This window comes from Streptomyces sp. NPDC058773, from assembly GCF_042746015.1.
GTDB lineage: Bacteria > Actinomycetota > Actinomycetes > Streptomycetales > Streptomycetaceae > Streptomyces.
The window spans coordinates 1-24,871 of sequence record NZ_JBHYPE010000016.1 but is presented as its reverse complement, the minus strand read 5'-3'; the positions used below and the strand labels follow the sequence as shown (position 1 = coordinate 24,871).

The 24,871-nt window shown below is 72.0% G+C and carries 22 protein-coding genes and 3 pseudogenes; 12 read left to right on the top strand and 13 right to left on the bottom strand.

Annotated elements, in window-relative coordinates:
* Positions 1-72 precede the first annotated feature (72 nt).
* Positions 73-915, bottom strand: a complete 843-nt coding sequence (locus tag ACFW5B_RS16545; protein WP_386439454.1) for a DUF1206 domain-containing protein — start codon at positions 913-915, stop codon at positions 73-75.
* 154 nt (positions 916-1,069) lie between these two features.
* A complete protein-coding gene (locus ACFW5B_RS16540) occupies positions 1,070-1,963 on the bottom strand; it encodes a virginiamycin B lyase (protein ID WP_386439453.1) in 894 nt (297 codons plus the stop codon).
* A gap of 330 nt (positions 1,964-2,293) precedes the next feature.
* Between ACFW5B_RS16540 and ACFW5B_RS16535 the strand changes: the two genes are divergently transcribed.
* Positions 2,294-3,181 carry a SigB/SigF/SigG family RNA polymerase sigma factor gene (locus ACFW5B_RS16535; protein ID WP_386439451.1) on the top strand — a complete coding sequence of 296 codons (888 nt, stop codon included), beginning with the start codon at positions 2,294-2,296 and terminating at the stop codon, positions 3,179-3,181.
* 108 nt (positions 3,182-3,289) lie between these two features.
* On the opposite strand, the gene ACFW5B_RS16530 is transcribed toward ACFW5B_RS16535, so the two are convergent.
* Positions 3,290-4,543 (bottom strand): PP2C family protein-serine/threonine phosphatase, encoded by a 1,254-nt coding sequence (locus ACFW5B_RS16530; protein ID WP_386439449.1) that lies wholly within the window; start codon positions 4,541-4,543, stop codon positions 3,290-3,292.
* A gap of 117 nt (positions 4,544-4,660) precedes the next feature.
* Positions 4,661-5,419 carry an IclR family transcriptional regulator gene (locus ACFW5B_RS16525; RefSeq protein ID WP_386439447.1) on the bottom strand — a complete coding sequence of 253 codons (759 nt, stop codon included), beginning with the start codon at positions 5,417-5,419 and terminating at the stop codon, positions 4,661-4,663.
* A gap of 134 nt (positions 5,420-5,553) precedes the next feature.
* Here ACFW5B_RS16525 and ACFW5B_RS16520 point away from each other — a divergent pair, with 134 nt between their 5' ends.
* Entirely contained in the window at positions 5,554-6,180 is a 627-nt protein-coding gene (locus ACFW5B_RS16520; protein WP_386439445.1) for an alpha-ketoglutarate-dependent dioxygenase AlkB family protein, read from the top strand.
* A 77-nt stretch (positions 6,181-6,257) separates the two neighbouring features.
* Here the strand turns inward: ACFW5B_RS16520 and ACFW5B_RS16515 are convergent, their stop codons facing one another.
* The 3 genes and pseudogenes from ACFW5B_RS16515 to ACFW5B_RS16505 all read right to left on the bottom strand — a co-directional run bounded on the left by ACFW5B_RS16515 (position 6,258) and on the right by ACFW5B_RS16505 (position 8,267).
* Entirely contained in the window at positions 6,258-6,536 is a 279-nt protein-coding gene (locus tag ACFW5B_RS16515; RefSeq protein WP_386439443.1) for a hypothetical protein, read from the bottom strand.
* A gap of 253 nt (positions 6,537-6,789) precedes the next feature.
* Positions 6,790-7,554 carry an ankyrin repeat domain-containing protein gene (locus tag ACFW5B_RS16510; protein WP_386439441.1) on the bottom strand — a complete coding sequence of 255 codons (765 nt, stop codon included), beginning with the start codon at positions 7,552-7,554 and terminating at the stop codon, positions 6,790-6,792.
* 105 nt (positions 7,555-7,659) lie between these two features.
* A pseudogene (locus ACFW5B_RS16505) lies at positions 7,660-8,267 on the bottom strand (TetR/AcrR family transcriptional regulator).
* A 10-nt stretch (positions 8,268-8,277) separates the two neighbouring features.
* On the opposite strand from ACFW5B_RS16505, the pseudogene ACFW5B_RS16500 reads away from it, so the two are divergent.
* Positions 8,278-8,700: pseudogene (locus ACFW5B_RS16500) on the top strand (alpha/beta fold hydrolase); the annotation flags it as partial.
* Here the strand turns inward: ACFW5B_RS16500 and ACFW5B_RS16495 are convergent.
* The 3 genes from ACFW5B_RS16495 to ACFW5B_RS16485 all read right to left on the bottom strand — a co-directional run bounded on the left by ACFW5B_RS16495 (position 8,696) and on the right by ACFW5B_RS16485 (position 12,527).
* Complete coding sequence (locus tag ACFW5B_RS16495; RefSeq protein ID WP_386439439.1) at positions 8,696-9,943, bottom strand: glycosyltransferase; 1,248 nt, start codon at positions 9,941-9,943, stop codon at positions 8,696-8,698. The pseudogene ACFW5B_RS16500 and the gene ACFW5B_RS16495 overlap by 5 nt on opposite strands.
* Before the next feature lie 133 nt (positions 9,944-10,076).
* Positions 10,077-11,135 carry a class I SAM-dependent methyltransferase gene (locus ACFW5B_RS16490; protein ID WP_386439437.1) on the bottom strand — a complete coding sequence of 353 codons (1,059 nt, stop codon included), beginning with the start codon at positions 11,133-11,135 and terminating at the stop codon, positions 10,077-10,079.
* A gap of 234 nt (positions 11,136-11,369) precedes the next feature.
* A complete protein-coding gene (locus ACFW5B_RS16485; RefSeq protein WP_386439436.1) occupies positions 11,370-12,527 on the bottom strand; it encodes an acyltransferase family protein in 1,158 nt (385 codons plus the stop codon).
* Positions 12,528-13,095: 568 nt separating this feature from the next.
* Here ACFW5B_RS16485 and ACFW5B_RS16480 point away from each other — a divergent pair.
* On the top strand, positions 13,096-14,175 hold the full coding sequence (locus ACFW5B_RS16480) for a S1 family peptidase (RefSeq protein ID WP_386439434.1): 1,080 nt from the start codon (positions 13,096-13,098) through the stop codon (positions 14,173-14,175).
* A 175-nt stretch (positions 14,176-14,350) separates the two neighbouring features.
* Positions 14,351-16,207: a murein biosynthesis integral membrane protein MurJ gene (gene murJ / locus ACFW5B_RS16475; RefSeq protein WP_386439431.1), complete on the top strand. Its 1,857-nt coding sequence runs from the start codon at positions 14,351-14,353 to the stop codon at positions 16,205-16,207.
* A gap of 72 nt (positions 16,208-16,279) precedes the next feature.
* Here the strand turns inward: murJ and ACFW5B_RS16470 are convergent, their stop codons facing one another.
* Positions 16,280-16,711: a protein-tyrosine phosphatase family protein gene (locus ACFW5B_RS16470; protein ID WP_386439429.1), complete on the bottom strand. Its 432-nt coding sequence runs from the start codon at positions 16,709-16,711 to the stop codon at positions 16,280-16,282.
* 442 nt (positions 16,712-17,153) lie between these two features.
* Here ACFW5B_RS16470 and ACFW5B_RS16465 point away from each other — a divergent pair, with 442 nt between their 5' ends.
* From ACFW5B_RS16465 to ACFW5B_RS16455, 3 genes are all read left to right on the top strand, one after another.
* Entirely contained in the window at positions 17,154-17,828 is a 675-nt protein-coding gene (locus ACFW5B_RS16465; protein ID WP_386439428.1) for a hypothetical protein, read from the top strand.
* 123 nt (positions 17,829-17,951) lie between these two features.
* Positions 17,952-18,704 (top strand): IPT/TIG domain-containing protein, encoded by a 753-nt coding sequence (locus ACFW5B_RS16460; RefSeq protein ID WP_386439426.1) that lies wholly within the window; start codon positions 17,952-17,954, stop codon positions 18,702-18,704.
* 159 nt (positions 18,705-18,863) lie between these two features.
* Positions 18,864-20,435 carry an IPT/TIG domain-containing protein gene (locus ACFW5B_RS16455; protein ID WP_386439424.1) on the top strand — a complete coding sequence of 524 codons (1,572 nt, stop codon included), beginning with the start codon at positions 18,864-18,866 and terminating at the stop codon, positions 20,433-20,435.
* 166 nt (positions 20,436-20,601) lie between these two features.
* On the opposite strand, the gene ACFW5B_RS16450 is transcribed toward ACFW5B_RS16455, so the two are convergent.
* Positions 20,602-21,813, bottom strand: coding sequence for an FAD-dependent monooxygenase (locus tag ACFW5B_RS16450; RefSeq protein WP_386439422.1), 1,212 nt, complete (start codon positions 21,811-21,813; stop codon positions 20,602-20,604).
* 103 nt (positions 21,814-21,916) lie between these two features.
* Here ACFW5B_RS16450 and ACFW5B_RS16445 point away from each other — a divergent pair, with 103 nt between their 5' ends.
* Entirely contained in the window at positions 21,917-22,534 is a 618-nt protein-coding gene (locus ACFW5B_RS16445) for a PadR family transcriptional regulator (RefSeq protein WP_386439420.1), read from the top strand.
* Between the two features lie 62 nt (positions 22,535-22,596).
* Here ACFW5B_RS16445 and ACFW5B_RS16440 read toward each other — a convergent pair.
* Positions 22,597-23,034, bottom strand: a pseudogene (locus ACFW5B_RS16440) (serine hydrolase); the annotation flags it as partial.
* A 92-nt stretch (positions 23,035-23,126) separates the two neighbouring features.
* Here ACFW5B_RS16440 and ACFW5B_RS16435 point away from each other — a divergent pair.
* From ACFW5B_RS16435 to ACFW5B_RS16425, 3 genes are all read left to right on the top strand, one after another.
* The gene (locus ACFW5B_RS16435; RefSeq protein ID WP_386439419.1) at positions 23,127-23,690 is read left to right on the top strand and encodes a GNAT family N-acetyltransferase; all 564 of its coding nucleotides are present in this window, start codon (positions 23,127-23,129) and stop codon (positions 23,688-23,690) included.
* A 163-nt stretch (positions 23,691-23,853) separates the two neighbouring features.
* Positions 23,854-24,060 (top strand): hypothetical protein, encoded by a 207-nt coding sequence (locus ACFW5B_RS16430; protein WP_386439417.1) that lies wholly within the window; start codon positions 23,854-23,856, stop codon positions 24,058-24,060.
* Between the two features lie 183 nt (positions 24,061-24,243).
* The gene (locus ACFW5B_RS16425) at positions 24,244-24,759 is read left to right on the top strand and encodes a hypothetical protein (RefSeq protein WP_386439415.1); all 516 of its coding nucleotides are present in this window, start codon (positions 24,244-24,246) and stop codon (positions 24,757-24,759) included.
* The last annotated feature ends 112 nt before the right edge of the window (positions 24,760-24,871 follow it).

Sequence of the window (24,871 nt, the reverse complement as noted above, 5' to 3'; positions counted from 1 at the left end):
TGGCCTCGTCCTCGGATAGTGGCCTACAGCACACGTTGGTCCTCAGACGTTGCGAGGTCGGACGGTGCTCCCTCAGACGTTGCGCCACCGGGCCATGGTGAACGAGAAGAGGCCGAACAGTGCGAGCCCCGCGGCGATCGTGGCCAGCAGCCAGGGGCCGGCCGAGGTGTCCGCGAAGGAGCGGAGCGTGTCATCCATGCCTTTGGCCCGGCCGGGGTCGAAGGTCACCGCGGCCTTGACGACGAAGACCCCGGCGACCGCGAACACCCCGCCCCGCGCGACACCACCGGATATCCCCAGCACATCGACGCCACGCTGCTGCCGTGCCGACATCCCGCTCCGGTCGAGATGCTTGTGGAACCTGCGGCGCACGGCGCGCACCGCGATCCAGGCCCCGGCCACGGCGATCCCCACCCCTGCGGCCGCCACCAGCCAGGGGCCACCCGGCAGGCCCAGCGCCTGCGCCGTGGCATCCCGGGACTGCTGGTCGCTGGCTCCGCTGCCGCTGCCCTTCTCCCCTGCGGCGAAGGACATGACGGAGAACGACACCACGGCGTAGAACACGGAACGGGCCAACGACAGCAGCCGCTTACCGGCCTTGTGCCCGTCGGGCCCGGCCGCGCCGAAGCCCGCCTCGGACAGGCGCCACAACGCCATCCCCGCCAGGCCCAGGCCGAGCGCCCAGATCAGCACGCTGCCGAACGGCCGGGCGGCGAGCTCCGCCAGCGCTCCGCCCCGGTCGGCCTGTTCACCGGAGTCACCGAACGCGATCCGCAGCGCCAGCGCCCCCACGAGCAGGTAGATCACGCCCCGTGCCACGAAACCGCCGCGCGCCGCGGCCCGGACCACGGAGCTACGGGCCGCGCGGCGCGCCGTGACTCGTCCGACAGGGGGTACCACGGTGGTCGGGTGCATGCAATGCCTCCAGAGGCTTTCGGGCGCCGTCGAGGGTGAACTCCGTTTGCCCCTGGCCGCCGACCAGAAACCACCGGGGCGAGCGGCTTCCCCCCTCCCGCCCCTCCCTCCCCCACCCCCCTCTCGCCCCTTTCTCCCCCCGGCCCCTCGCTGACTAGACCGCCAGTCGGACCACCACTCCGACCTCCAGCGCCACATACAGCACACCGTCCGGTCCGAAGGTCAGGCCGTGTGGTTCGGACGAGGCGATCGGCAGCTCGTACTCCTCGATGCGGCCGTCAGGGGTGATGGACCCGATGCGGTTGGCTCCCCATTCGGTGAACCAGCAGTCACCGGCCGGCCCGGCGACGATCGCATGGGGCCGGGACGCCGGATCAGGGAGCGCGAACTCGTCGATCCGGCCGTCGGTGGTGATCCGGCCTATCCGTCCGGCACCTGTCTCCACGAACCAGAGTGCCCCGTCCCCGCCGCGGGTGATGCCGACCGGCGCGGCGTTCTCGGTGGGGAGGGAGTGGAGAGTGATCTCGCCGTCGAGGCTGATACGGCCGATCGCATGCGCTTGATTGAGGGTGAACCACAGGGCGTCATCGGGGCCGGTGGTGATGGCTGAGGGGAATGCGCCGCTGACGGGGAGCGGAAATTCCGTCACTTGGCCGTCCGTGGTGATGCGGCCGATCCGGTCGGCGTGCAACTGCGTGAACCACAGCGCGCCATCGGCAGCGGACACCATGCCGAAAGGGCCACAGTCCGGAGTGGGGAGGGCAAACGAGGTCGCCTCACCGGTCACGGTGATCCGTCCGATGCGATGGTCGCGGCTCCGGGTGAACCACAACGCTCCGTCGGGACCCGGGGTGATGACCGACGGTCCGGAGGACGCGGAGTCGAGTCCGTGGCGGTCGAGTTGGCCGTCCGGTGTGAGGCGGACGATCTGCCCGGCGTGGACCAGGGTGCACCACAGTGCGCCATCGGGGCCGGTCGTGAGGGCGTACGGGCCCGCGTCGGCGTCGGAGACGGGGATCTGCTGGAACGAGGCGCAGCGGTGGAGCATCGGCGGGACGGGTCCTCTCGACGGGGCGGGACTGGAGAAACTGTTATCGCTACATCGGTTGCATTAATGATGCTGACACGGTGCGGCTGCGGAGGCAACAACTTTTTTGGCGCGGCCCGCGCGCGACTCCAACGCCGGTGACAGCGCCAACAGTTGACTCTGCGGGGTGTGCCGGCTCCAGGGCCTGACCGCCGCGAATGAGTCGTGCGCCGGAAACCCCGGGTGCGTCGCACGCCCAAGTCAAAGCATGGGAAAAACCGGACATGCTTGGGACGGCGACGGGTAGGGGATCGTGCGACGGGGGCTCAGCAATAGGCAGGAGCCAAGAGCATGAGGAGCAACAGCACCATGACGGCAGGAATGGAGCCGGAGACCATGTCGAAGGTGTGTGCCGTTCCGGCTCCGACGGTGCTGCCGCATGTCCCCGCCCCGCAGCGCGTCGCCCCGTCCGACGCCCGGGAGTTGTCCAAGCTCTTCCTCCAGCGGCTGGAAGAGGTGGACGAGGGCACGCCGGAGTACCAGTACGTGCGGAACACCCTCATCGAGATGAACCTCTCCCTGGTGCGCTATGTCGCCCGCCGTTTCTCCAGCCGCCGGGAGTCCATGGAAGACGTCCTGCAGGTCGGGACCATCGGTCTGATCAAGGCGATCGACCGCTACGACCCGTCCCGCGACGTGGAGTTCACCACGCTGGCCGTCCCCTACATCCAGGGTGAGATCAAGCGGTTCTTCCGCGACACCACCTGGTCGGTGCGGGTGCCGCGCCGCCTCCAGGAGCTCCGGATCGACCTCTCCCGGGCCCGGGAGGAACTGGAGGGGCAGGGCAGCCACGAACCGTCGGTCGCGGAGCTCGCCGAGCATCTCGGCATGGCGGAGGACGAGGTGGCGGAGGGGCTGGTGGCCTGCAACGGCTACGACAGCGACTCCATCGACCGGCCCATCCAGGCCGGCGGTGGCGGCAAACAGCAGACGGGTCTCGTCGCCGACCTCATCGGCACCGAGGACCCCACCCTCGCCCTGGCCGAAGACATCCAGGCCCTCAAGCCGCACCTGGCCAAGCTCGACGACCGCACACGCACCCTGCTCCGGCTGCGCTTCGGGGCGGAGATGACGCAGGCCGAGATCGGCGAGGAACTGGGCCTCTCCCAGATGCATGTCTCGCGCCTGCTCGCCCGCGCCTGCACCACCCTGCGCAAGGAGCTACTCGCCGAGGCGTGAACGGGCCGAGGCGCGAACGGCCCGCGGAGACGGTCGTAGCCGGTAAGCCGGAGGACCCACGACCAGCCCTCCGCCCGGCGGTCCCACGCACTGCCCCGCCCCGGTGCCCTACTCGGCGGCCACCGTTCGCGACGGGCACCGGCCGGCCGGCTCGTCGACGCCCTCCGGCGCCTCCGCCGCAGCCGATGCCGCCGGGGCGGCAGCCGGCTTGCGGAGCAGCAGCAGCGCGGCGTCGTCGTGCAGTTCACCGCCCACATGCGTGAGCAGATCCTCGTGGAGTGCGGCGAGGGTGCGGGACGGCTCCTCCGAGAGGTGCCGGGCCAGCCGTTCCTGCAGCGGGTAGAACTCCCGCTCGTGGTCGCGGGCCTCGGTGACGCCGTCGGTGTAGAAGAGCAGCTGATTGCCGTCGGCCAGCGCCACTTCCTGGAGGCCCGGCGCCTCGTCGGCCAGGGCCCGCAGGCCGAGCGGCGGGGCCGGCCGGAGAGGCTCCACGGGCAGCACGCTCGCTCCCTGGACCAGCAGCGGAGGCGCATGCCCGCAGTTGACCAGCTCCATCCGGTCGGCGTCGGGGTACCCCGCGATCACCGCGGTCACGAAGTCGTCCGGCCCGAGGTTGCGCGCCAGGCTCCGTTCGATGCGGTGGACGACATCCAGCAGATCCGGCTCGTCGTACGCCGCTTCCCGGAAGACGCCCAGCACCAGGGCGGCGACCCCGACCGCCGGCAGCCCCTTGCCGCGTACGTCGCCGACGATGAGCCGGATACCGAACGGGGTGGGCACCAGGGCGTAGAGGTCACCGCCGATCCGTGCCTCGGCCGCGGCGGCGCTGTAGCGGACCGCCGTCTGGAAGTGCCCCACGGTCGCGGGCACCGGCTTGAGGAAGGCGTGCTGCGCGGCCTCGGCGACCGAGCGGACCGCGGCCAGCACCCGTTCACGACGCCGGCGCAGGGCGCCGGCCAGACTGCTGGCCAACGTCACGGCGAACAGCGCGGCCAGCACGATCGCCAGCTCACGATCCGGCGTACCGGCATGCACACCGATACCGGCGCCCAGCCCCACGGCCAGCCCGCCGATGCGGAGCACGCCCCACGGCCCACTGGTGGCGGCGGCCAGCGCGGGGCCGACGGCGAGCAGCGGCAGCCAGCCCATCCCGGTCCCGCCGCTCAGTGCGAGGCATGCGACGGCCGCGATGATCAGAACCGGTACTACGGCGGCGAAGTGCCGGCGGACGCCCGCGCCGCCCGACGGCGCGTCGCCGCGGCCCCGGCCGGGGCGCCGGGCGGTCAACCGCAGGGCGGAGACGGGATGCGCACGCTGCGACCGCGGCCGGTGTTCGTGGTGGTGGATTCGGGCTGGGCGCATGTCCTCGTCCGCGGCTCGCTTCCCTGCTCATGGCACGCACTCATGACACGTACGTGCCTAAATGTCCGTTTCATCTAGGAAACGGGGAGTGGAGCGGCCGTCGCAAGGACCGGGATTTCAGATAGTGAGCGACAGTCCCCTGGTCACCCGGCCCGCAGCCGGGATCAGCCGGTTCCGGATCTCGTCGATACGGGAGATCCGGTCCGCCCGGAGCGACACCCCTAGGGAGCCGAGCGTGTCACCGCAGTACACCGGTACCGCGACGCAGAACGTCCCGAGGGCGTACTCCTCCATGTCCGTCACGGCCGGCGTCAGCGGTGTCGTGCCGAGCCGCCGGAGGAGTTCGGCGCGGCCGGTGATCGTGCGCGGGGTGAGATCGGCGAGCGGGTGCCGTGCGAGGTAGTCGTCGCGGGCCGCGTCGTCCAGCTCGCGCAGGACGCACTTGCCCAGCGCCGTGGCGTGTCCGGCGTCCTCGAAGCCCACCCAGAGGTCCACCCGTGGCGCGCGGGGGCCGTCGACGATCTCGACCACCCGGATCTCGCCGTCCTCGTAGAAGGTCAGATAGGCGGCCGCTGAGAGGTCGTCCCGCAGCGCCGCGAGCGCCGGACGGATCCGGCTCAACAGCGCCTGACTCTGTCCGCCGGCGTGCAGCGTGCTCAGCTTCTCGCCCAGGACGAAGCCGCCGTCGTCCAGCTTCCGGATGTACCCGTCGTGCGCCAGCGTGCGCAGCAGGTGATACGTGGTGGCCAGGGGCAGCCCGGTCTCCCGTGCCAGCTGCTTCGCCGGTGCGCCGCCCTCGTGTGCGCCGACAGCCTCCATCAACCGGAAGGCCCGCTGGACGGAAGCGATCAGCGTGGGGCCTTCTGCGTTGCCCATACGTTCAGCCTGCTCCTGGTGTCCCGCCCGGGCAAGGCCTGCTCGCCGTGGGCCACACCTTGGGTGTGGACGGTGTGCGCGCCGCCCACCCACAAGGGCAGAACAAATATTCGATTACGGCGTACCCTGGCGGCATGGCCACGCACCTTCAGGGCTCGCTCTTCGACCAGACCGACGACATCCGGCTCGGCCCGCTGTGCGGGATGCGCCGGTCCGAGCTCGGGGACGGCGCCTGGGCCGATCTGCTGCCCGGGTGGCTGAGCGGGGCCGACGCCCTCTTCGAGCTGCTCGCCGCGGAGGTTCCCTGGCAGGCCGAGCGCCGGCGGATGTACGAGCAGGTGGTGGACGTACCGCGGCTGCTCGCCTTCTACGGGGCCGACGACGCCCTGCCGCACCCCGTCCTGGACGAGGCCAGGGGCGCGCTTTCCGCCCACTACGCCACCGAACTCGGCGAACCCTTCACCACGGCCGGCCTCTGCTACTACCGGGACGGCCACGACAGCGTGGCCTGGCACGGCGACCGGATCGGCCGGGGCGATCGGGAGGACACGATGGTCGCGATCCTGTCCGTGGGGGCGCCGCGCGATCTGCTGCTGCGTCCGCGGCGCGGTGGCGGCACGGTACGGCGCCCGCTCGGACACGGCGATCTGCTCGTGATGGGCGGCTCCTGCCAGCGGACCTGGGAGCATGCGGTCCCCAAGAGCACCCGGGCGACCGGGCCCCGGATCAGCATCCAGTTCCGGCCGCACGGCGTGCGCTGAACGCGGCCGTACGACGGCAAAGGCCCCCCGAACCGCAAGCGGCTCGGGGGGCCCGGCAACTGCTGGGGCCGCCGTGATCAGTGTCTGTGGCAGACGAGGTGGCCGCGGTGCCAGGTCCGGATCCAGTGGCCCGGGTGGCGGTGGCCGTTCCGGTCCCGCCACGACGGATGCCAGACGCGCACCCAGTGGCCGTGAACCATGTGACAGCGGCCCCGGTCGAGGTGCTTGGTGGGGGAGTGGTCGCCGTGCGGCGACGGTGTGGCCGAGGCGACTCCCACCGAGGAGAGGGCAGCACCTCCGGCCAGGGCCACGGTGGCGGCGCCGAGAGCGAGGGCGCGCTTGAACCCGTCAATCATTGTGGATCATGCCTTTCTGCGTTGCCGTGATGTTGGCTGCCCCGCCTACGGCCGGGCAGGAATGACCATGCACCGGTGACGCGCGCTCCATCCCGGCAATGCCCATGGTTTTACGCAATGCAGACAGAGGCTGAAGAAAAGCAGAAATGCAGAGAAGGGGAGTGAAAGGCGTGAAGTCGCAGGATGCGGGCCCGGCCCGGTCCGCTCGGCCGGGGCGTGCGCGGGGCGTTGGGCGCCCCCGAGCCCGGCGGCCTCACTCCCGCGCGTTCTCCTCCAGCAGGGCCACGATCGCGGCGTGCCCCGTCTCCCGGTGGTACTCGGCCCCCGGCAGTCCGTCCGGCCTGTAGACGACCAGCTCGACCAGTTCGGTGCCCTCGGGACGGGGGCTGCGCCGGATCTCGCACCGGGAATCCGGAAGCGCGCCCACCTTCCGGCGCAGCTCGCTCTCGACGTCCTTGCCGCTCTCGTCCCGGGCCAGGTCCAGGGCCGTACGCCCCTGCGGATCGGTGAGCCGCGGGTCGGCCCCGTGCTCCAACAGGGCCCGCACCACCGCGATCGAGCCCCGTTCGGCCGCTGCCATCATCGGGGTGCGCCGCGGATGGCCCGCGTCCGGATCGGCCCGGCCTTCCAGCAGGAGCCGGGCGGTCCGGTGGTGGCCGTTGGCCGCCGCCCACATCAAGGGGGTGGCGGACGTGCCGTCGTCCTCCCTCAGATCGGGGTCGGCGCCGTGTTCGAGCAGTGCGCGCACCGTCTCGTCATGACCCCAGCAGGCGGCCGCGCACAGCGGCAGCCCTTCGCTTCCCGGTTCGCCCCTGCTCTCGGTGTCGGGTGCGGCTCCCGCTTCGAGCAGCCGTCGCACGATGTCCGACCGTCCCGACACCGCGGCCAGGTACAGCGGCGTCGCCCCGTCGGCGTCCGGTGCGGACGGGGAGGCCCCCTGCCGCAGCAGCGCCGCCACCGTGTCCACCTCGTCCCCGTAGAGGGCGGAGATGAGTTGTGACGTCAATGCCTCGGTCATGCGCGGCCCTTCCTCGGGGGCCGGTTCGGGCGAAGCGTATGACGGCCTGGCCGGGGGTGCGGCGGTCGTGGCGCGGTCGGCAACGGCGGGTGGGGCAGGGGATGTTCATCCGCCGGCCGGGAAGAGCCGGTCCAGGTGATGACGGAGGACCGCCGTGGCGGCCTCCGGGGTGCGCTGCCCGACCAGGACGCTGGTGCCGAGACCGGCCGACAGGGCGAGCAGGCTGACCGCCTCGGTGCGTACCTCGATGCCGGGCGGGGTGAGACCGGCCTCGCGTGCCCGCTCCAGCTGGTCGGCCAGCGCGTCCTCGGCGGCATCGGGGCCGTCGGTGAACGGCTGGGCGGCGAGCGCCTCGTCCGTCACGGCCAGCACGGCGTAGGCGGTGTGGACGAGGTGGAAGGTCCGGCTCTCCTCGTCGGTGGGCAGCGATTCCATGAGCACCGCCTCGATCACGGCCCGCGGGCCCGGAGCCTCCCCGGCGGCCCGCACCCGGTCGGCGATACGGGCGCTGAGCCCGGTGATCAGCCACTGCAGCCCATGGAGCAGCAGCTTTTCCTTGGTCTCGAAGTAGTACTGCACCAGCCGCAGGGACCCCCCGCCTCGGCGGCCACATCGCGCATCCCGACGGCGTGCAGACCGCGCCGTCCGGCCACCCGGACCAGCGCCTCGGTGATCTGTGCGCGCCGCTCCTCGTGGTCCACCCGCTTCGGCATCGGCTCTGCCCTCCCGGTGTACGCGGTCGACACCGTCGGCGACCCGCGCCGCAGCGTGCAGCGCGAACCCATTCACCGGCCCGAACGCGCCGCCCAGCGGCTGGACGAGACGCTCGACGGCATCGGGCTCGGCCACGTCCACCTCGTCGGCGCCTCCTACGGCGGATGGCTCGCGCTGAACCAGGCACTGCACCGGCCCGGCCGGCTCGCCTCGGTCACCCTGCTGGACCCGGGCGGGCTGGAGAAGGTGGGGGCCCGGTTCTTCGGCTGGGTCTTCGTCAGCTTCGCGGCGACGATCGCGCCGAAGGCGATCCGCCCGCGCCTGGCCGCCTGGCTCGAACAGCCGGTCCTGGTGGTGCCGGAACCACAGGCGATGGTGCGGCTCGGCGTCCGCGCCTACCGCATCCGCCGCCCCGCGCCGCTCCCGCTCACCGCCCCGCCAGGTTCTCCACCGCCGTCAGGACCCGGCCGGCGCCGTCCTCGGCGCCGATCAACGTCGCGACCTGTCGGGCGCGATGACGGTACCGGGGGTCGTGCACGGCCTTCCGCAGCGCCTCCGCCAGGTTCTCCGCGGACAGCCGCCGGAACGGCAGCCTGCCCGGACTGACCCTGAGCGCGGTCAGGCGCTCCGCCCAGAAGGGCTGGTCCAGCATCATCGGCACCGGGACCGCCGGCACCCCCGCACGCAGACCGGCAGCCGTGGTGCCGGCCCCCGCGTGATGGACGACCGCCGACATCCGCGGGAACAGCCAGGCGTGCGGCACCTCGCCCACGGCAAGGACGTCGTCCCCGTCCACCGCCGGACCGGCCCAGCTCGCCTGGACGACACCGCGTACCCCGGCGAGCTTCAGGGCCCGTGCCACGAGACGCCCCAGCCGCTCCGGATCGGCGGGCTGCATACTGCCGAATCCCACGTACACCGGTGGCGGACCGGACCGCAGGAAGTCCGCGAGCCGGGGCTCCGGCGTCCAGTCCGGGGTCTCTGACGGCCACCAGTAGCCCGCCACCTCCAGCCCCGGCCGCCAGTCGACCGGCCGGGGAACCACCACCGGGCTGAAGCCGTGCTGGACCGGCCAGGTGGCCCGCCGCCGTTCGAGAACGGCCGACGGTACGCGCAGTTGCCGCTGCAGATGACGCACACCGGGGGCGAAGGCACGCGCCAGCAGGGAATCGGCGCACCGCGCCGCGGCCCGGTTGGTGAACGGTCCCATCGACGGCATGTCGAAGATGACCGGCGGGAACTCCCGGGTGGGCGCGAGGGGTTGCAGGAAGACACCGAGACCGGGCAGCCCCAGCCCCGCCGTCGCCACCAGCCCCAACGGAGCCAGACTGCTGGACAGCAGCACGACTTCCGCCCCCGACGCACAGGCCTCCGCCACCGCGTCCGCCATCTCCGGCGCCAACTCCCGTGCCAGCCTTATCTGTTCGACCTTGGAGAGCTGGGTTCCGGCGCCCTCCTTCCCCGACTCGCTCCCCCGCGGCGAGCCCGTGCCGGAGGCGGCGTACTTGTCGAGCGGAAGCGGGCGGAAGCCGAGGCCGCTGCGGCGGACCATCCCGGCCGAGCGCTCATGGGTGGCCACCACCACCCGGTGCCCGGCTTGCCGCAGCCGGGCACCGAGGCCGGTGTAGGGAGCCACGTCCCCGTGCGAACCCGCGGTAGCGATGAGGATGTGCATGGTCGGCAGTGTTCCGTTCCCTGAGTTCCGGCGATTCCGACCGCGTACGGCTTCACCCGGGTGGGTTAGCCGCCGCGGTGCCGTGCAGCCGAAAGCGCTTGTCGCCCCGCACGGTTGTGCCGGGCGGAGCCCGTCAGTCCCGGCGGGCGATCACCCGGTAGGCGTTGGAGAGGCGGGTGCGCCGTGTGACGGGTGCCAGCAGGATGTCGAGCCCGCAGAGGACGAGGAGGGCGGGCGCCGCGGCCAGCAGGGCCAGCCTGCGGACCCAGCGGCTGACCGGACCGGGCCTCCTCGGCAGCCAGGGCAGGTCTTCGCCCGGCAGCACGAAGTTGAGCACGTTCACGGCCGCGGAGGTCAGATCGGTGGGAATGTGCGGCTCCCGCCGGTTGGTGGCCACCACGGTGAAACCCTGCTCCCTCAGCGCGCCGCAGAGGTTGTCCAGCGGGATGAGGTGCAGATGCTGCGGCTGGAGCCACGGGCCCCACCAGCGGCCGAGCAGCCGGGCGGCGGCGGACTGCGGATCGGGGACCTCGATCAGCAGATGCCCGCCCCGCCGCAGCGCCGTGTGCGCGGCGGCCAGTTCCTGCCGGGGCGCCAGCGTGTGTTCCAGGTAGTGGTACATGCTCACCACGTCGTACTGGCTGGTGAGCTGCCCCGCCAGCCCGGCGAAGGAGCCCCGGTACGCACGCGAGATACGCCCGTTGCGCACGCCGATCTCGACGCCTTCGCCCCAGTCGAGCCCGTGGAACTCGGTACGCGGATGGATGCGCTGGGCCTCGGCGCAGAAGTGGCCGTGGCCGGTCCCGACGTCCAGCCAGCGGCTCGGGCGGCTGAACGGGAGCAGCGCCCGTGCGCGGGCCCGGTGGAGCCGGACCGCGAGGGGCGAGGCGGCCATCCGCGCCATCGTGGCCTCGCCCAGCCCGTCGTAACAGTCCCGGTAGTAGAAATCCAGCCCCTCGGCGCTCAGCCGCGGGTTCTGGAACACATGCCCGCAGTTGCGGCACTGGTCGAGTACGAAAGTTCCCGGTTTTCGCTGGGGATGATTGGTGGTGCGCAGCCTTCGGCGCAGCCGGGCGGAGGTGCACCAGGGGCAGGTGGTGCGCTCCGGATCGAAGAACTGCTCCAGCCCGCGCGCCAACTCCTCCTGGTAGCGGGGTCGGTGGGCGGCGATCTGTGTGCTTCGCTTGTTCATCACGGGAGCCCCTTTCTCAGTTGTCGTCCTGGTGGCGTGGGCGTGGCTGTCGACGCTGACGGTGGGCGCGGTACACGAGGCCTGCCTTCCCCGGCCGCACCGCGCGCCGGCCGAACCGGACCGGCCGGCCGAGCCGCGCGGCAACCCTCCGGTGCGTCACCCCGGACACGCACCACGGCAGAAGCGCCCGGCGGGGCAGGTCCGCCCGCCACCGGCCGGGACACCGTCCGGCGCTCATGAGGCCGCTGCCGCACGGCTCCGGGCGCGGGCGCGGGACGTGGAGAAACGGCGCACACAGGGCCGCTCCACCCCCGCGTACAACAGCCACGACGCCAGCAGCACCAACGGAAGGCCGGTCAGCACCACTTCGAGAGTGCTCCAGCCGTGGCCCCGCAGCCCCAGGTACAGCAGCCCCAGCACCAGGAAGTGGACCAGATACATGGCGTAGGACATCTCCCCGAGCACCACCAGGGGCCGGGTCCGCAACAGCGAGCGCCGGCCGCGCAGATCCAGCTCCGCGGTCGCGTACACCAGCGTGACGAGCGGGGCCACCGTCGAGGCCGCGTACAGGAAGCGCTGCGGCAGGATCTCGGGATTCATGACGACCGCGCCGATGACACCCAGCGCCGCCGGAATGACGCCTATCCGTGGAACCCGCAGGCCCGACGAGGCGATCCGCGCCGCCAGCATCCCGAGGACGAACTCGGGCAGCCGGGTGACCGGCAGCATGTACAGGAACCAGTACTCCGGAAATGACGCCCCGTCGGGGTTGACCACCAGCGCACAGAACACGGGCCACGCCCAGACGACCGCGATCGCCGCTGCTGCGCCGGTCAACAGCCCGCGCGGCGACAGCCGTTTGACCCAGGGGAGCAGCACGGGGAAGAGGAGGTAGAAGAAGACCTCGGCCGCGAGGGACCAGGAAACGGGGTTACCCGCCGAGACGAAGAGATGGCTGGGGACCCAGGTGTGCACCAGGAAGAGACTGGAGAGACCCGCCGCGATCCCCGCACCGCCGGTGAAGACCGACGCACCGGAAGCGGCGAGCGCGCCGACGACCAGGCACCAGATGAGGGCATGATTGGGAAAGATCTTCGCGGCCCGCCGTCGCCAGAAGGCCCGCGCGGTGTCGTCCGGCCGGGCGGAGTGCGTCAGCACATAGCCGCTCAGAATGAAGAAGAGCGAGACCGAACTCCCGCCCACCCACACCTCCGGACCGAGGGTCTCGGCGAGATGCGGATTGATCATCAGCATGCTGTGCGTATAGAGGACCCCGACCGCGGCGGCGAAGCGCAGACCGGACAGTGAGGACAACCGCTGGGGGGCACCGGGCGCGCCGTCCGGTCCCGGGGACTTCGCCTCGCCGGGACCGGCAAGAGGGTTTCCCGCCATGGCGGTTGACTCGGACGACGGACCGGGAAGAGGGTGCACGTGGCCTCCTGCGGGGAACACCCGGGCCCGTGGCACCACTCATTGACGTATGGCTGCGCCGGTGGGTCGCCCGGGATCGGATGGGAAGGACTGCTCCTTGCCCGTGCGGAGGAATGGGCGGCCCGTCGCGCGGATAGCACGATTCACCCACCGCGGCACGCCCCGTGCATAGGGCAGTGACCCGATTTCACTCATACGGTGCAGCGTGCGGCGATCGCTTCGGCACGACGTGAACCGGCGCGCAGAGCCGCTCCCCACGGGCGGCCGGACCGGAACGGAGCGCTCCGGGAGCCACGCCCGCCGGAGTCCCCGCACCGCGGCGGACGCTGCGCCCGGCCGCCGCCGTACAGGTGATTCCTGCGGCCCGCTGGCCGGGCGGGTGTGGTGCGCGGCGCGGCCAGGAAAAGATACGTCCGCGCCGCGATGTCCCGTCCTCGGGCCGCAGGCGGTGCCGACAGGGGCAGGCGACGCAGCAACCGCATCCGGGCCGGACCCCCTGGCCCGGACCGACCCCACCAGAGGTTCCGAGTTGAAGCACACCCGCGTACCGACGCCCCGCACCGTCCTCACCGGTGCCGGTCTGATGGCGGCCCTGACCGCCGCCACACTCACCCCGCAGACCGCCGACGCGGTCTCCGCCAAGGCCCCCGACCCCCCGACGGCCAGCGCGGCCGGACAGCGCGCCAAGGGCATCAGCTCCACTCTGGGCGCCGACGGGGCAGGCGCCTACTACGACGCCCCGCGCCACCGGCTCGTCGTCAATGTGACCACCGAGGCCGCCGCGGCCAAGGCGCGGGCGGCCGGCGCCGACGCCAGGGTCGTCAAGCACTCGCTCGCCTCGCTGGACGCCGCCCGCGCCACCCTCAAGAAGCAGGCGACGATCCCCGGCACTTCCTGGGGGATGGACCCCAGGACCAACAAAGTGGTCATCACCGCCGACCGCACCGTCCGGGGCGACAAACTGGCGCGGCTCAAGCGGGTCGCCGCCTCACTGGGTGACCGGGCCACCGTCCGGCGGTCGGCGCGCACCCTCCGGACGCTGATCGCCGGCGGCGACGCCATCTGGGGAACCTTGGCGCGCTGCTCCCTCGGCTTCAACGTCACCAAGGGCGGCAAGCCGTACTTCCTGACCGCGGGGCACTGCACCAATGCCGTACGGACCTGGTCGGCGACGCAGGGGGGCGCCGAGATCGCGGTGACCGAGACCGGCACCTTCCCCGGTGACGACTTCGGGCTCGCGAAGTACACCGACGCCGATATCGCACACCCCGGCGAGGTGGACCTCTACAACGGCAGCATGCAGTCCATCGTCCGGGCGGGCGATCCGATCGTGGGTCAGAAAGTACAGCGCAGCGGCGGTTCCACACAGGTGCGCGACGGTGACGTCACCGCGCTCGAGGTGACCGCCAACTACCAGGAGGGATCGGTCGACGGTCTGATCCAGACCACCATCTGCGCGGAGGCCGGGGACAGCGGCGGCGCACTCTTCGACGGGGAGACCGCGCTCGGCCTGACCTCCGGTGGCCGGGGTGACTGTTCCGCGGGTGGGGTGACCTACTACCAGCCCGTGCGTGAGGCCCTCGAAAAGACCGGAGCCAAACTCGGCTGAGCCGCCCGGAGTGCCCGGCGAACGTCCGGACTCACACTCGCCGTTCGCCCCCTGCCCCGGACCGTCGCCGCCCCTGAGCAGGCCACATGTGAGGACGTCGGCCGACAGGTGAAAGAGTGTCCCGTCGAACGACGACGGGCCCTTCGACGGGCCGGGGCGGACGGGTGGGGAAGCCATGAACGCGCAGGAGCAGCAGAACGCGGGCCGGGAACCGGGGGGTGGGGCCCTCTCGGACGACACGGTCCCGCTGCGGCCAGGTCTGGGGGACCGGTACGCGACCACGCCGCGCGGAACGTACGACGGCCCGGCGGTGCGCGGCGGGGGGCCCGCCGTGGCGGTGCCGCCGGTTCCGTCCCCGGCCGGTGAGCCGGTACCCGGGCCGGAGCGGTCCGGCGGCCGCGCGTCGAGCCTGCTCAAGTCCAGCGCCGTCATGGCGGCGGGCACCATCGTCTCCCGCCTCACCGGATTCCTCCGCACCCTCGTCATGGCCGCCGCGATCGGCGTCGGCACCCTCAACGACACCTACCAGGTCGCCAATGTCCTGCCGACGATGATCTACATCCTGGTCGGTGGCGGTGCACTGAACGCCGTCTTCGTGCCGCAACTCGTGCGTGCCATGAAGGAGGACGACGACGGCGGCGAGGCGTACGCCAACCGTCTGATCACCCTGGTCATGGTGGTGCTGGCCGGTGTCACGACGCTGTGTGTGCTGGCGGCGCCGCTGCTGGTGCACATGATGTCGCCGGACATCGCCGCCGATCCGCGGCGGATGGACGTCACCGTGACCTTCGCCCGCTACTGCCTGCCCACCATGTTCTTCATGGGCGCACATGTGGTGCTCGGACAGATCCTCAACGCCCGGGGCCGCTTCGGCGCGATGATGTGGACCCCGGTGCTCAACAACATCGTGATCATCGCGACGTTCGGGGCTTTCATCTGGGCCTTCGGCGGCTTCACCGACTCCCGCGTCGGCCCCGCCACGATCACCCCCGAAGGGGTACGGCTCCTGGGCCTCGGCACCCTCCTCGGCCTCGCCGTCCAGGCGCTGGCGATGCTGCCGTACCTGCGCGACGCCCGGTTCCGGCTCCGCCCGCGCTTCGACTTCCGCGGCCATGGTCTCGGCAGGGCCCTGGGACTGGCCAAATGGACGCTGCTGTTCGTGCTCGCCAACCAGCTCGGACTGATCGTCATCACCCAGCTCGCCACCGAGGCCGGTTCCCTCGCCGCACGGGCCGGCTACACCGGTGCCGGTATCACCGCTTACAACTACGCCCTGCTGCTCTGGCAGATGCCACAGGCCATCATCACCGTGTCCGTCATGACCGCGGTGCTGCCACGGATGTCCCGCGCGGCCCAGGACGGGGACGTCACCGCGATCCGCGACGACATCTCCCACGGCCTGCGGACCTCCGCCGTCGCCATCGTGCCCTGCGCGTTCGCCTTCCTGGCGCTGGGCGTGCCGATGGCCACCCTGCTCTACGGCGGCAGCGATGCCGAGGGCGCCCGGGGCATCGGCCTCGTCCTCATGGCCTTCGGCCCGGGGCTCGTGCCCTACTCGGTGCAGTACGTCGTCCTGCGCGGCTTCTACGCCTACGAGGACACCCGGACGCCCTTCTTCAACACCGTCATCGTCGCCGCGGTGAACGCCGCCGCGTCCGCGGCCTGTTTCGCCCTGCTCCCGCCGCGCTGGGCCGTCGCCGGTATGGCCGCCTCCTACGGGCTGGCCTATGCGGTCGGGGTCGGCACCGCCTGGCGCCGGCTGCGCGGGCGGCTGGGCGGCGATCTGGACGGGGCGCGCGTCCGGCGTACCTATGCCCGGCTGATCGCCGCGGCGACCCCGGCGGCGCTGGCCGGCGGCGGGGTCGCCTGGGCGGTCACCCGGGCTGTCGGGAGCGACGCCCTGGGCTCGCTCGTGACGCTGCTGGCCGGGGGCGCCGTCCTGATCGGGGTCTTCGTGCCGCTCGCGCACTGGATGCGGGTGTCGGAACTCAGCGCCATGACCGGCATGGTCCGGGGGCGGCTCGGCCGCTGACCGCGCCAGCTGGCCGCCACGGCCGGCCGCGGACCGCTGACCGCGGGTGAGGCGGTCGGCCGCGCTGAGCGGTCAGCCGGTGAAGCGGCGCACGTAGCGCTTCTGCCAGGGGGTTTCGACGGCCCGGGGATCGTAGTTCCGGCGTACGAAGTCCACCGCCTCGTCAGCCGGTACGCCGTCCAGTACCGCGATACAGGCCAGTGCGGTGCCGGTCCGGCCCCGGCCGCCGCCGCAGGCGACCTCGACGCGTTCGGTCTGGGCACGCGTCCAGGCCGTACGGAGCACCGCTCGGGCCCGGTCAGGGCTGCTGGGCAGCCGGAAGTCGGGCCAGCGCAGCCACTCGTGCTCCCAGGGGACTTCGGGTGGCTGCTTGCCGAGGAGATGGACGGCGAAGTCCGGCGTCGGACCGGACGGCAGCGGTCGGCGCAGGCCCCGGCCCCGGATCAGACGTCCGGAAGGAAGCTGCAGGACCCCGGTGCCGGTGAGGTTCCAGGTGTCGGTCATGCGTTCACCGTAGTGGCCGGGACGATCAAGTGAGGGGCTTTCAGACGTAGTTGGCGGAACCCGCCTCGAGGGGCGGCGGTGGTGGCTGCAGCCCGGTCTATCAGGGGCGCGGCCCGGCGGCGCCGGTGTTTTGCGCCGCCGCCGATGTGCGCTCTGCCATTCGGGTGAGGGGGTGCCAGGGCCCTTGCAGGCGCGCTCACCCCAATGGATAACTGGTCATATTCCAATCCGGTGGGCTGCCCATTCCTCTCGGGGGAGTCTCAACTGGCCTGCCATTGCGTCCGATTGAGAGTGCAGGCGGTGATGCGGCCCTGGCATCGCGGCAGGCGCGCTCCCACGTTCTGAGGAAGTGCCTTCACCACCCGTGCCCGCTCGTGGGTACCGGCTGGTGCGGTAGCTCACGTCACCTCTTTCTGGGGGCGTCATGCGAACTGTCCGCACGTTGCGATCCATCCTCGGGATCTGTGCGCTGACCATGGGACTGAGCGTGGCGCTGGCCGCGGCTCCGACCACGGCGCACGCGCAGACCCCGGTGCTGTGCAGTGAGGCCTCGCTGGTCAACGCGATCAATGCGGCCAATGCGGCCGGCGGGGACACCCTGGCCCTCGTTCCGTTCTGCACCATCCAGCTCACCAGTGCGCACGGCAGTTCGCCTCACGGGCCGGTGGGGCTGCCGCCGATCACCACCCCGATCACCATCGTGGGGCTGGGCGCCACCATCACCCGCGCCCCGAACGCGCCGGCCTTCCGGATCATGCAGGTGGAGGGCGCGGCGAACGTGCCCGGCACGCAGGGCCAGTTGAGCGCGGTGGGGATCACCATCCGCGGCGGCAGCGCGGTGTCCCCGTACCCGGGAGGCGGCCTCTCGAATCTGGGCGGCACCGTCTCGCTGCTCTCCAGTGCCGTCACCGGCAACACCGCCGTCGCCGGGGGCGGACTCTACAACGACAACGGCAGCATCACACTGACCACGAGCTCCGTCACCGGGAACACGGCGACGGCCAGCGGGGGCGGCATCTACGTCAACTCCGGTGGCGTGTCGCTGCTGGGCACGGCGGTGCGCAACAACACCCCGGACAACTGTGCTCCGTCAGGCAGCGTCATGGGCTGCACCTGACGGTCCGGCCGAGGTCTCGGCCGGCTGCTCCACCAGGCAATACCTCAACCGACGACGGCGAACGCGGTCATCCGGTTTCGGTTCGGCTCTCCCTCTCACACACCTCATCGAAGGAGCATCAGCATGCCCATCTCCCCCAACCAGGGATCTACCGGCGGCGGGACCACGGTCACCATCACCGGTACCAACCTCGCCGGCGCCACCGCGGTGAAGTTCGGCACGAAGAACGCCACCATCACCGCGAACACGGCCACCTCGGTCACCGTGATCTCGCCGTCCGGCTCGGGCACCGTAGGGGTCACGGTCACCACCCCTGGCGGGACCAGCAACCCGCTGCAGTTCTTCTACGTGAGCGCGCCCTTCAAGTCCACCCTGTCGCCGGTGAGCGGCGTCACCGCGGGCGGTAACACCGTCACCATCACCGGGACCGGACTGAGCACCGCCACAGCGGTCAACTTCGGCGCCACCGCCGCGACCCCGACCGTGGTCAACGACGGCCAGCTGACCGTCACCGTTCCGGCGGGCGCGGCACCGGGTCCGGTGGGCGTCTCGGTCACCACGGCCGGCGGCACCAACAACGGCTTCTCGTACACCTACATCGACGCGCCCACGGTCACCACCCTCAACCCCGACTCCGGTCCGGCCACCGGCGGCACGGTGGTGACCATCACCGGCACCAACCTCAGCACCACCCAGTCGGTCGCCTTCGGCGCCACGCTCGCACCGTTCTCCGTGCTCAGCGACACCAGCCTCTCCGCCGTCGCCCCGCCCACGCCTGACGGCGCTCCCGGTCCCGCCGACGTCACGGTGACCACCAGCGGTGGCAGTGCCCTCGCTGCCGGCGCCTTCACCTACCTCGCCGGACCCGGCATCTGACCGGACCCTGAGCCGCCGATGGCCTGGTCCTGCGACCAGGGGGCGGACCACCTGCCCGGACAGGGGCACCGTCCCTGTCCGGGCTCTCTCCCTTCCCATGACGAGCCTCGGCCCGGTATCTCTCCTCGGAGCCGGCCGGGGCTCATGCCACGAAGGACCATGGCCGTGAATCGCTCCGCACACCCGCCCACCTCCTCCGCCGCGCCGTCCCTGGCGGCCACGCCCACCGTCACGTCCGTCTCTCCCACGTCCGGTTCCACCGCGGGTGGCACGGCGGTGACGGTGACCGGCACCGGCTTCACCGGCGCCACCGCCGTCCGCTTCGGCGCCACCCACGCGGCATCGTTCACCGTCAACTCCGCCACCCAGATCACCGCCACCAGCCCGGTCGGCAATGGAACGGTGCAGGTCACCGTGACCACCCCGAGCGGCACCAGCAACCAGTTCGTCACCTACACCTATGTCACCGCCCCCGTGCCGAGCCTCACTTCGGTGAGTCCCAATTCGGGCCCGGCGGCGGGTGGGACGGTGGTGACGTTGTCGGGGTCGGGGTTCTCGGGTGCGACGGCGGTGCAGTTCGGTGGTGTGCCGGCGTCTTTCACGGTGAATTCGAGTACGCAGATCACGGCGACGGCGCCGGCGGGTTCGGGGACCGTTCAGGTGACGGTGACGACGCCGGGGGGAACGAGCAGCGGTGTGCCGTTCACCTACGTCTCGGCGCCCGTTCCGGTTTTGACGTCGGTGAGTCCCAACTCCGGTCCGGCCGCGGGTGGGACGACGGTGACTCTGACGGGGACGGGCCTGGCCACGGCCACGGCGGTACGGTTCGGTGTCACCTCCGCGACCTCGTTCACCGTCGTCTCCGACACCCAGATCACCGCCGTCGCCCCGCCCGGAACCGGCACCGTCCAGATCACCGTGACGACCCCCGGGGGCACCAGCAACGGCGTCTCCTACACCTACGTCGGGGCCCCCACGCTGACCGCCATCAGCCCCAACCAGGGGAGTACCGCGGGCGGGAACACCGTCAGTCTCACCGGCACCAACCTCTCCGGAGCCACCGCGGTCACCTTCGGCGGCACCCCGGCGACCTCCGTGACGGTGGTCTCCGCGAACCAGATCACCGCCGTGGTCCCGGCGGCAGTCGCCGGGCCGGTCGATGTCACCGTCACCACCCCCGGCGGCACCAGCACCCTCCCGAAGTCCTACTTCTATGTCGGCGCCCCGGTCCTCGTCGCGGTCACCCCGCTCTCGGGCCCGCTCTCCGGCGGGAACACCGTCACCCTCACCGGCACCCACCTCGTCGAGGCCACCGCGGTGCGCTTCGGGGCCGCCCCCGCCACGACGTTCACGGTGGTCTCGGACTCCCAGATCACCGCCGTGGTCCCGGCGGGCGTCGCCGGCCCGGTGGGGGTCACCGTCACCACGGTCGGCGGGACCAGCAGCCCGGTCTCCTACATCTACCTGGCGGCGCCCGACATCACTTCTCTGGCCCCGCCCCAGGGCCCCACCTCCGGCGGTACCACCATCACCCTCACCGGCAGCAACTTCGCCCAGACGACCACGGTGCTCTTCGGCGGCGCGCCCACCGGGTTCACCGTCGTCTCCGACACCCATCTCGTCGCCGACGTCCTCGCCGGCCCCGCCGGGCCGGTCAATGTCACCGTCACCGCCCCCGGCGGCACAAGCACCCCGGCGATCTACACCCGCGTCGCGTCCCCCGGCATCTGACCCGGCCGCGATCCGCGACGCCAGCAGCCCTTCTCCCACCGGCCGCAGATACGCAGAGCCGGCGGTGCGTCCCCTCCTCTCCCAGGCCCAGGGGACGCACCGAAGGGGGGATGACGGCCGGTACGCGCTGACGTGATGTGTCCAGCAGGTGAGTTGGCGGCGAGGGTTAGCCGGCCGTGCCGGGGCGCGGCGCCGGCCGGACCGTCTCGTCCCATGCGATCCGGTGGAAGTGGAGCGGGCGGAGCATCTCCTCCGGTGCGGGGAACGCCGGCGGGTGCTCGCTCTTGCCGGCCTTGACCCGGTTCACGGCCGCCGCGTTGCGGCCGATCGCCTCCACCCGCGGGCGGCGCAGAGCCTCGTAGGCGGTGAACGCCTCGTCGTGCGTGGGCAGATCGCGGAGACAGCGGGCCAGTTCGACCGCGCTCTCGATGGCCAGCGAGGCCCCCTGGCCGGAGCTGGAGGAGGGGGCGTGCACCGCGTCGCCCACCAGCACCATCCGGCCGCGGTGCCAGTGCGGCACGGACGGCATACGCTCCATCCGGCCCACCGCCATCAGCTCGTCGGGGCCGGTGTGCCGCAGCATCCGCTCGCCCGGTACATGGCCGGCGTACAGCTCGCGCAGCCTGGTGAGCCACTCGGTGGCGGGCGTCCGGTCCGGTGCGGCCGCGCTCGGAGGGGTGTCCGTCGGCAGACCGGCGAACCAGATGAGCCGCTCGTCCGGCCCTCGCCAGTAGCCCATGAAGGTGCGGCCGAACGCGAAATGCAGGGTGCCGGGCTCGGCCTCGACCCCGCTGTCCGCCGCCGCGTAGCCACCGAAGCTCAGCAGGCCGCCGTACTCGGGAGCGGGCGCCTGCGGGTCGATCAGGGTGCGGACGGTGGAGCGGATGCCGTCGGCGCCGATCAGCAGGTCGCCGGTCGCGGTGGTCCCGTCGGCGAAGCGGGCGGTGACGCCGTCGGGCGTCTCCTCGGCGGCGACCAGCCGCTTGCCGTGGGCGAACCGTACGCCCTCGGCGACCGCGTGATCGGTCAGCGCCCGGTACAGCCGGTCCCGCCGCATCATCACCGTGGCGGGAAGTTCGGGGAAACCGCCGAAGGCGGCCAGGCGACGGCCGGCGCCGTCCGCCATCACCATGCCGGGCACCGGTTGCCCGATGGCCCGCACCGCGGCGTCGGCACCGACCACCGCCAGACCGGCCAAGCCGTTCGGCGCCAGCCCCAGCCAGGCCCCGACACCGTCCGCCGCGGTCGGGTACGCCTCGTGAACCGTCGCCGCGATGCCTGCCTTCCGCAGCGCGAGCGCCGCCACCGGGCCCGCCACCCCGCCCCCTATGACCAGGGCCGTCCGTAACCCGGTGCCATGACTGCCGTTGATGCCCATGTTCGTTCCCTCCCGTGGCCGTGGAAATGCTCTCTCCGAAGGGATAGTTGCAAAGCAACTAGTGTGAACGCAACTAGTTTCCGTGCTGATTACGATTCCGGGTATGACCGCCCCCGTGAAGAGCTCGCCGCTCGGCCTGACCGTGCTCGCGCTGCTGCACCACCGGCCGCTGCACCCGTACGGCATCCAGCAACTGCTCAAGCGGTGGGGCAAGGTGCACGTCGTCAACGTCGGCCAGCGGGCCGGGCTTTACCGCACCATCGAGCGACTGCAGGCCGGCGGACTGATCGCCGTCCGGCAGACCGAGCGCGACCAGCAGTACCCCGAGCGCACCGTCTACGCGGTGACCGACGCGGGCCGGGCGGCCACCCGCGACTGGCTGGAGCAGATGCTCGCGGTCCCCAAGGCGGAGTTCCCGGTGTTCCCGGCGGCGCTGTCCAACATGCTCCTGCTCGGTCCGGCTGAGGCGCTGCCGATCCTGGAACGGCGTGCCGCCGGACTCGCGCACCAACGCGCGGAGCTGGAGCGCCAGATGGCCGACGCCGAGGCCGGACTGCCCCGCGTCACGCTGATCGAGAACGAGTACCTGCTGGCCGTCCTCGGCGCCGAGGAGCGGTGGCTCCAGGGGGTGCTGAGCGACCTCAGGGACGGCAGCCTGACGTGGTCCCCGGAGATGCTCGCGGCGTTCCAGGAGGCGTCCGAGTCGCATCCGGGGGAGTAGGGCACACGCCGTACCGCGCCGCGCCCCTCAACCGTCGGCCGCACACCGCCAGAAGTCCCGCGCCCGCCGGAGCCGGACGGGAACGCCGGCCGGTGGCTCCACTGCCCGTCAGGGGCGTCGACCAGCTCCAGGCCGCCCGCCGGATCGGCCCGGTAGTAGCCGGCTAACCGGTCGAGTCTGCCCGGCGGCACCGCGAATCCGGTGTCCACCATGCCGAGCGGCTCGAACAGCCGCTCCGCCAGGAACTCGGGCAACGGCCGGCCGGCGACCCTGGCGATCAGCACGCCCTGGATGTCGGACGAGGTGTTGCAGAGCCAGCCGTCGTCCGGCGGTGCAGCAGCGGAATGCGGGACAGCGCCGCCAGCCAGGCGTCCGGCGCCGCGACCCAGCCGCGGCTGCGGCGGCCCCTGCTTCAGCTCGCTGAACAGCGGCCCGACGGCCGGCAGCGAGAAGTCGGCCGGGAAGCCGTGTCCGGCGCGGGAGGTGAGCAGATCGGACACGGTGATCGGCCGGACGGCGGGGAGCACGGTCCGTGTGGGACGATTTCGGGCGCTGCGCACGAGCACGGTCGTGCCGAACAGGGGGTAGCCGGGTGTTTGCGATATCGCTGGGTGAGGACGGCGCGGAGCTGCGGCCGCTGGAGCCGTGGAACGCCGGGGAATTCCTCGCGCACATGGACCGGGGCCGCGAGTACATCGGCCGGTACATCGCGCTGCCGGACCGTTGCACCGATCTCGCATCCGCCACGGCCGTCCTCCAGATGTACGCGGACAAGGCGGCTGCCGACAGCGGTCGTCTCCACGGCATCTGGAGCGACGGCGTGCTCGTCGGCGGAGTCCTGTTCCGGACGTTCGATGTCACCGTCGGCAGCTGTGAGGTCGGCTGCTGGCTGGAGGAGGCGGCGGTCGGGCGCGGGCTGATCACACGCGCGATCCGGATACTCATCGACTGGGCCGTCGACCGGCGCGGTATCCACCGCGTGGAGTGGATCGCGGCCGCGGCCAACACACCCAGCATCAAGGTCGCCGAGCGGCTCGGCATGGTGCGCGAGGGAGTACAGCGGGAGAGCTACCCGCACCGAGGCGTACGGCACGACATGGAGGTCTGGTCGGTGCTGGCCCCCGAGTGGCGGCGGCAGCGGGACACCGCGCGCTGACGCGAACGGTGCGCTTCCGGCTGCCGGGGAGTGAACCCCGCACGTCGGCGATGTACGGGGCGGGTAACTTCGCCGGTCCGGCCCTCGGCGGCCGGTTCGCCCAGTTCGGCTCGTGGCGGCCGGAGTTCGTCCTGCTGGCGGGGGCCGCGGCGGTGTGACGACGGTGTCCACCGCGTCCGGCACCGCCGTCGCCGGGGTTCTCGTCAGCCTGGGCGGACGGTCCACGCTCGACTCGGCACGATGGCTGCTGTTCGGCTTCGCCGCCCTCTGTGCCCTCGGGGTCTTCACCGCGCGCGCCGCGGACCGCCCGAGCCGCACCGGGCGCCCGGCGGAGGCGGCCGGCCGCGGCCCGGTCACCCGGAGCCGATGACGTGGTGAGCGGGACGGCCCGGCGCCGCCCGGAAGAACGCCGACGGCCGTATATGCGAAATTTGCCTGCGCCCGTCTCCCTGATGCGGAATTATGTGGCCAGCGCGCCGGGCCCCGGGCCGGTTCACGACGAGGCGACGGCGCATCAGGTACGCCCCAACGGGCGCTACACAGGGGGAATTTCATGAGGACTGTTCAGCGAACGCTGCTTTCCGGAGCTCTGACCGGTGTCCTGGCGGTGACCATGGCAGCGGGCTCCGCCGGTGCCGCGACACCGGCCGGCACGGGACCCGACACCGCGACCGGCGCCACCACCGTACGCACGATGGACGCCCGCAGCGGCGACGTGATCACCTGCAAGATCACCACGCATCTGCCGCACTACTCCCACCACGCCCACGCCGACAACCGGCACATGGTCAACGTCACCGCCGACATCAAGTGCACCAAGCCGGTCGCCCAACTCGCCCTCCGCGTCGGCCTGTACAAGAACGGAAGGCTGTACAAGCAGAGCGGCGCCAAGGTCAACGCCGGGCGGAACAAGGTGAGCCAGAATGCCGCGCGCCGCTGCATCAAGCGGCAGAACTACACCGGCTACTCGGTCGGCGTGGTGACCTTCCCGCCCGGGTACACCCCGCGCACCAAGACGGTGAAGCACACCAGCGCGACGGCCCGCATCAACGCCTGCAAGAAGCGCTGACCCAGGCCGGCCCCGCGGGCCGGACGGACGCCCGCCCGGCCCGCCCGGTGGGGGGCGCGACGACCCGGTGAGCCCGGGCCGGGGGCGTATAAACAAAAGAGGCGGCCGCCGA

Bases quoted from the DNA above. Each gene is read 5' to 3' on its own strand.
- ACFW5B_RS16445 (WP_386439420.1), top strand. From the start codon at position 21,917: ATGACCGCCCCCGTGAAGAGCTCGCCGCTCGGCCTGACCGTGCTCGCG.
- ACFW5B_RS16545 (WP_386439454.1), bottom strand. From the start codon at position 915: ATGCACCCGACCACCGTGGTACCCCCTGTCGGACGAGTCACGGCGCGC.
- ACFW5B_RS16540 (WP_386439453.1), bottom strand. From the start codon at position 1,963: ATGCTCCACCGCTGCGCCTCGTTCCAGCAGATCCCCGTCTCCGACGCC.
- ACFW5B_RS16425 (WP_386439415.1), top strand. From the start codon at position 24,244: ATGAGGACTGTTCAGCGAACGCTGCTTTCCGGAGCTCTGACCGGTGTC.
- ACFW5B_RS16535 (WP_386439451.1), top strand. From the start codon at position 2,294: ATGAGGAGCAACAGCACCATGACGGCAGGAATGGAGCCGGAGACCATG.
- ACFW5B_RS16455 (WP_386439424.1), top strand. From the start codon at position 18,864: ATGGCCGTGAATCGCTCCGCACACCCGCCCACCTCCTCCGCCGCGCCG.
- ACFW5B_RS16525 (WP_386439447.1), bottom strand. From the start codon at position 5,419: ATGGGCAACGCAGAAGGCCCCACGCTGATCGCTTCCGTCCAGCGGGCC.
- murJ (WP_386439431.1), top strand. From the start codon at position 14,351: ATGAACGCGCAGGAGCAGCAGAACGCGGGCCGGGAACCGGGGGGTGGG.
- ACFW5B_RS16460 (WP_386439426.1), top strand. From the start codon at position 17,952: ATGCCCATCTCCCCCAACCAGGGATCTACCGGCGGCGGGACCACGGTC.
- ACFW5B_RS16490 (WP_386439437.1), bottom strand. From the start codon at position 11,135: ATGAACAAGCGAAGCACACAGATCGCCGCCCACCGACCCCGCTACCAG.
- ACFW5B_RS16470 (WP_386439429.1), bottom strand. From the start codon at position 16,711: ATGACCGACACCTGGAACCTCACCGGCACCGGGGTCCTGCAGCTTCCT.
- ACFW5B_RS16530 (WP_386439449.1), bottom strand. From the start codon at position 4,543: ATGCGCCCAGCCCGAATCCACCACCACGAACACCGGCCGCGGTCGCAG.
- ACFW5B_RS16485 (WP_386439436.1), bottom strand. From the start codon at position 12,527: ATGGCGGGAAACCCTCTTGCCGGTCCCGGCGAGGCGAAGTCCCCGGGA.
- ACFW5B_RS16495 (WP_386439439.1), bottom strand. From the start codon at position 9,943: ATGCACATCCTCATCGCTACCGCGGGTTCGCACGGGGACGTGGCTCCC.
- ACFW5B_RS16515 (WP_386439443.1), bottom strand. From the start codon at position 6,536: ATGATTGACGGGTTCAAGCGCGCCCTCGCTCTCGGCGCCGCCACCGTG.
- ACFW5B_RS16450 (WP_386439422.1), bottom strand. From the start codon at position 21,813: ATGGGCATCAACGGCAGTCATGGCACCGGGTTACGGACGGCCCTGGTC.
- ACFW5B_RS16510 (WP_386439441.1), bottom strand. From the start codon at position 7,554: ATGACCGAGGCATTGACGTCACAACTCATCTCCGCCCTCTACGGGGAC.
- ACFW5B_RS16520 (WP_386439445.1), top strand. From the start codon at position 5,554: ATGGCCACGCACCTTCAGGGCTCGCTCTTCGACCAGACCGACGACATC.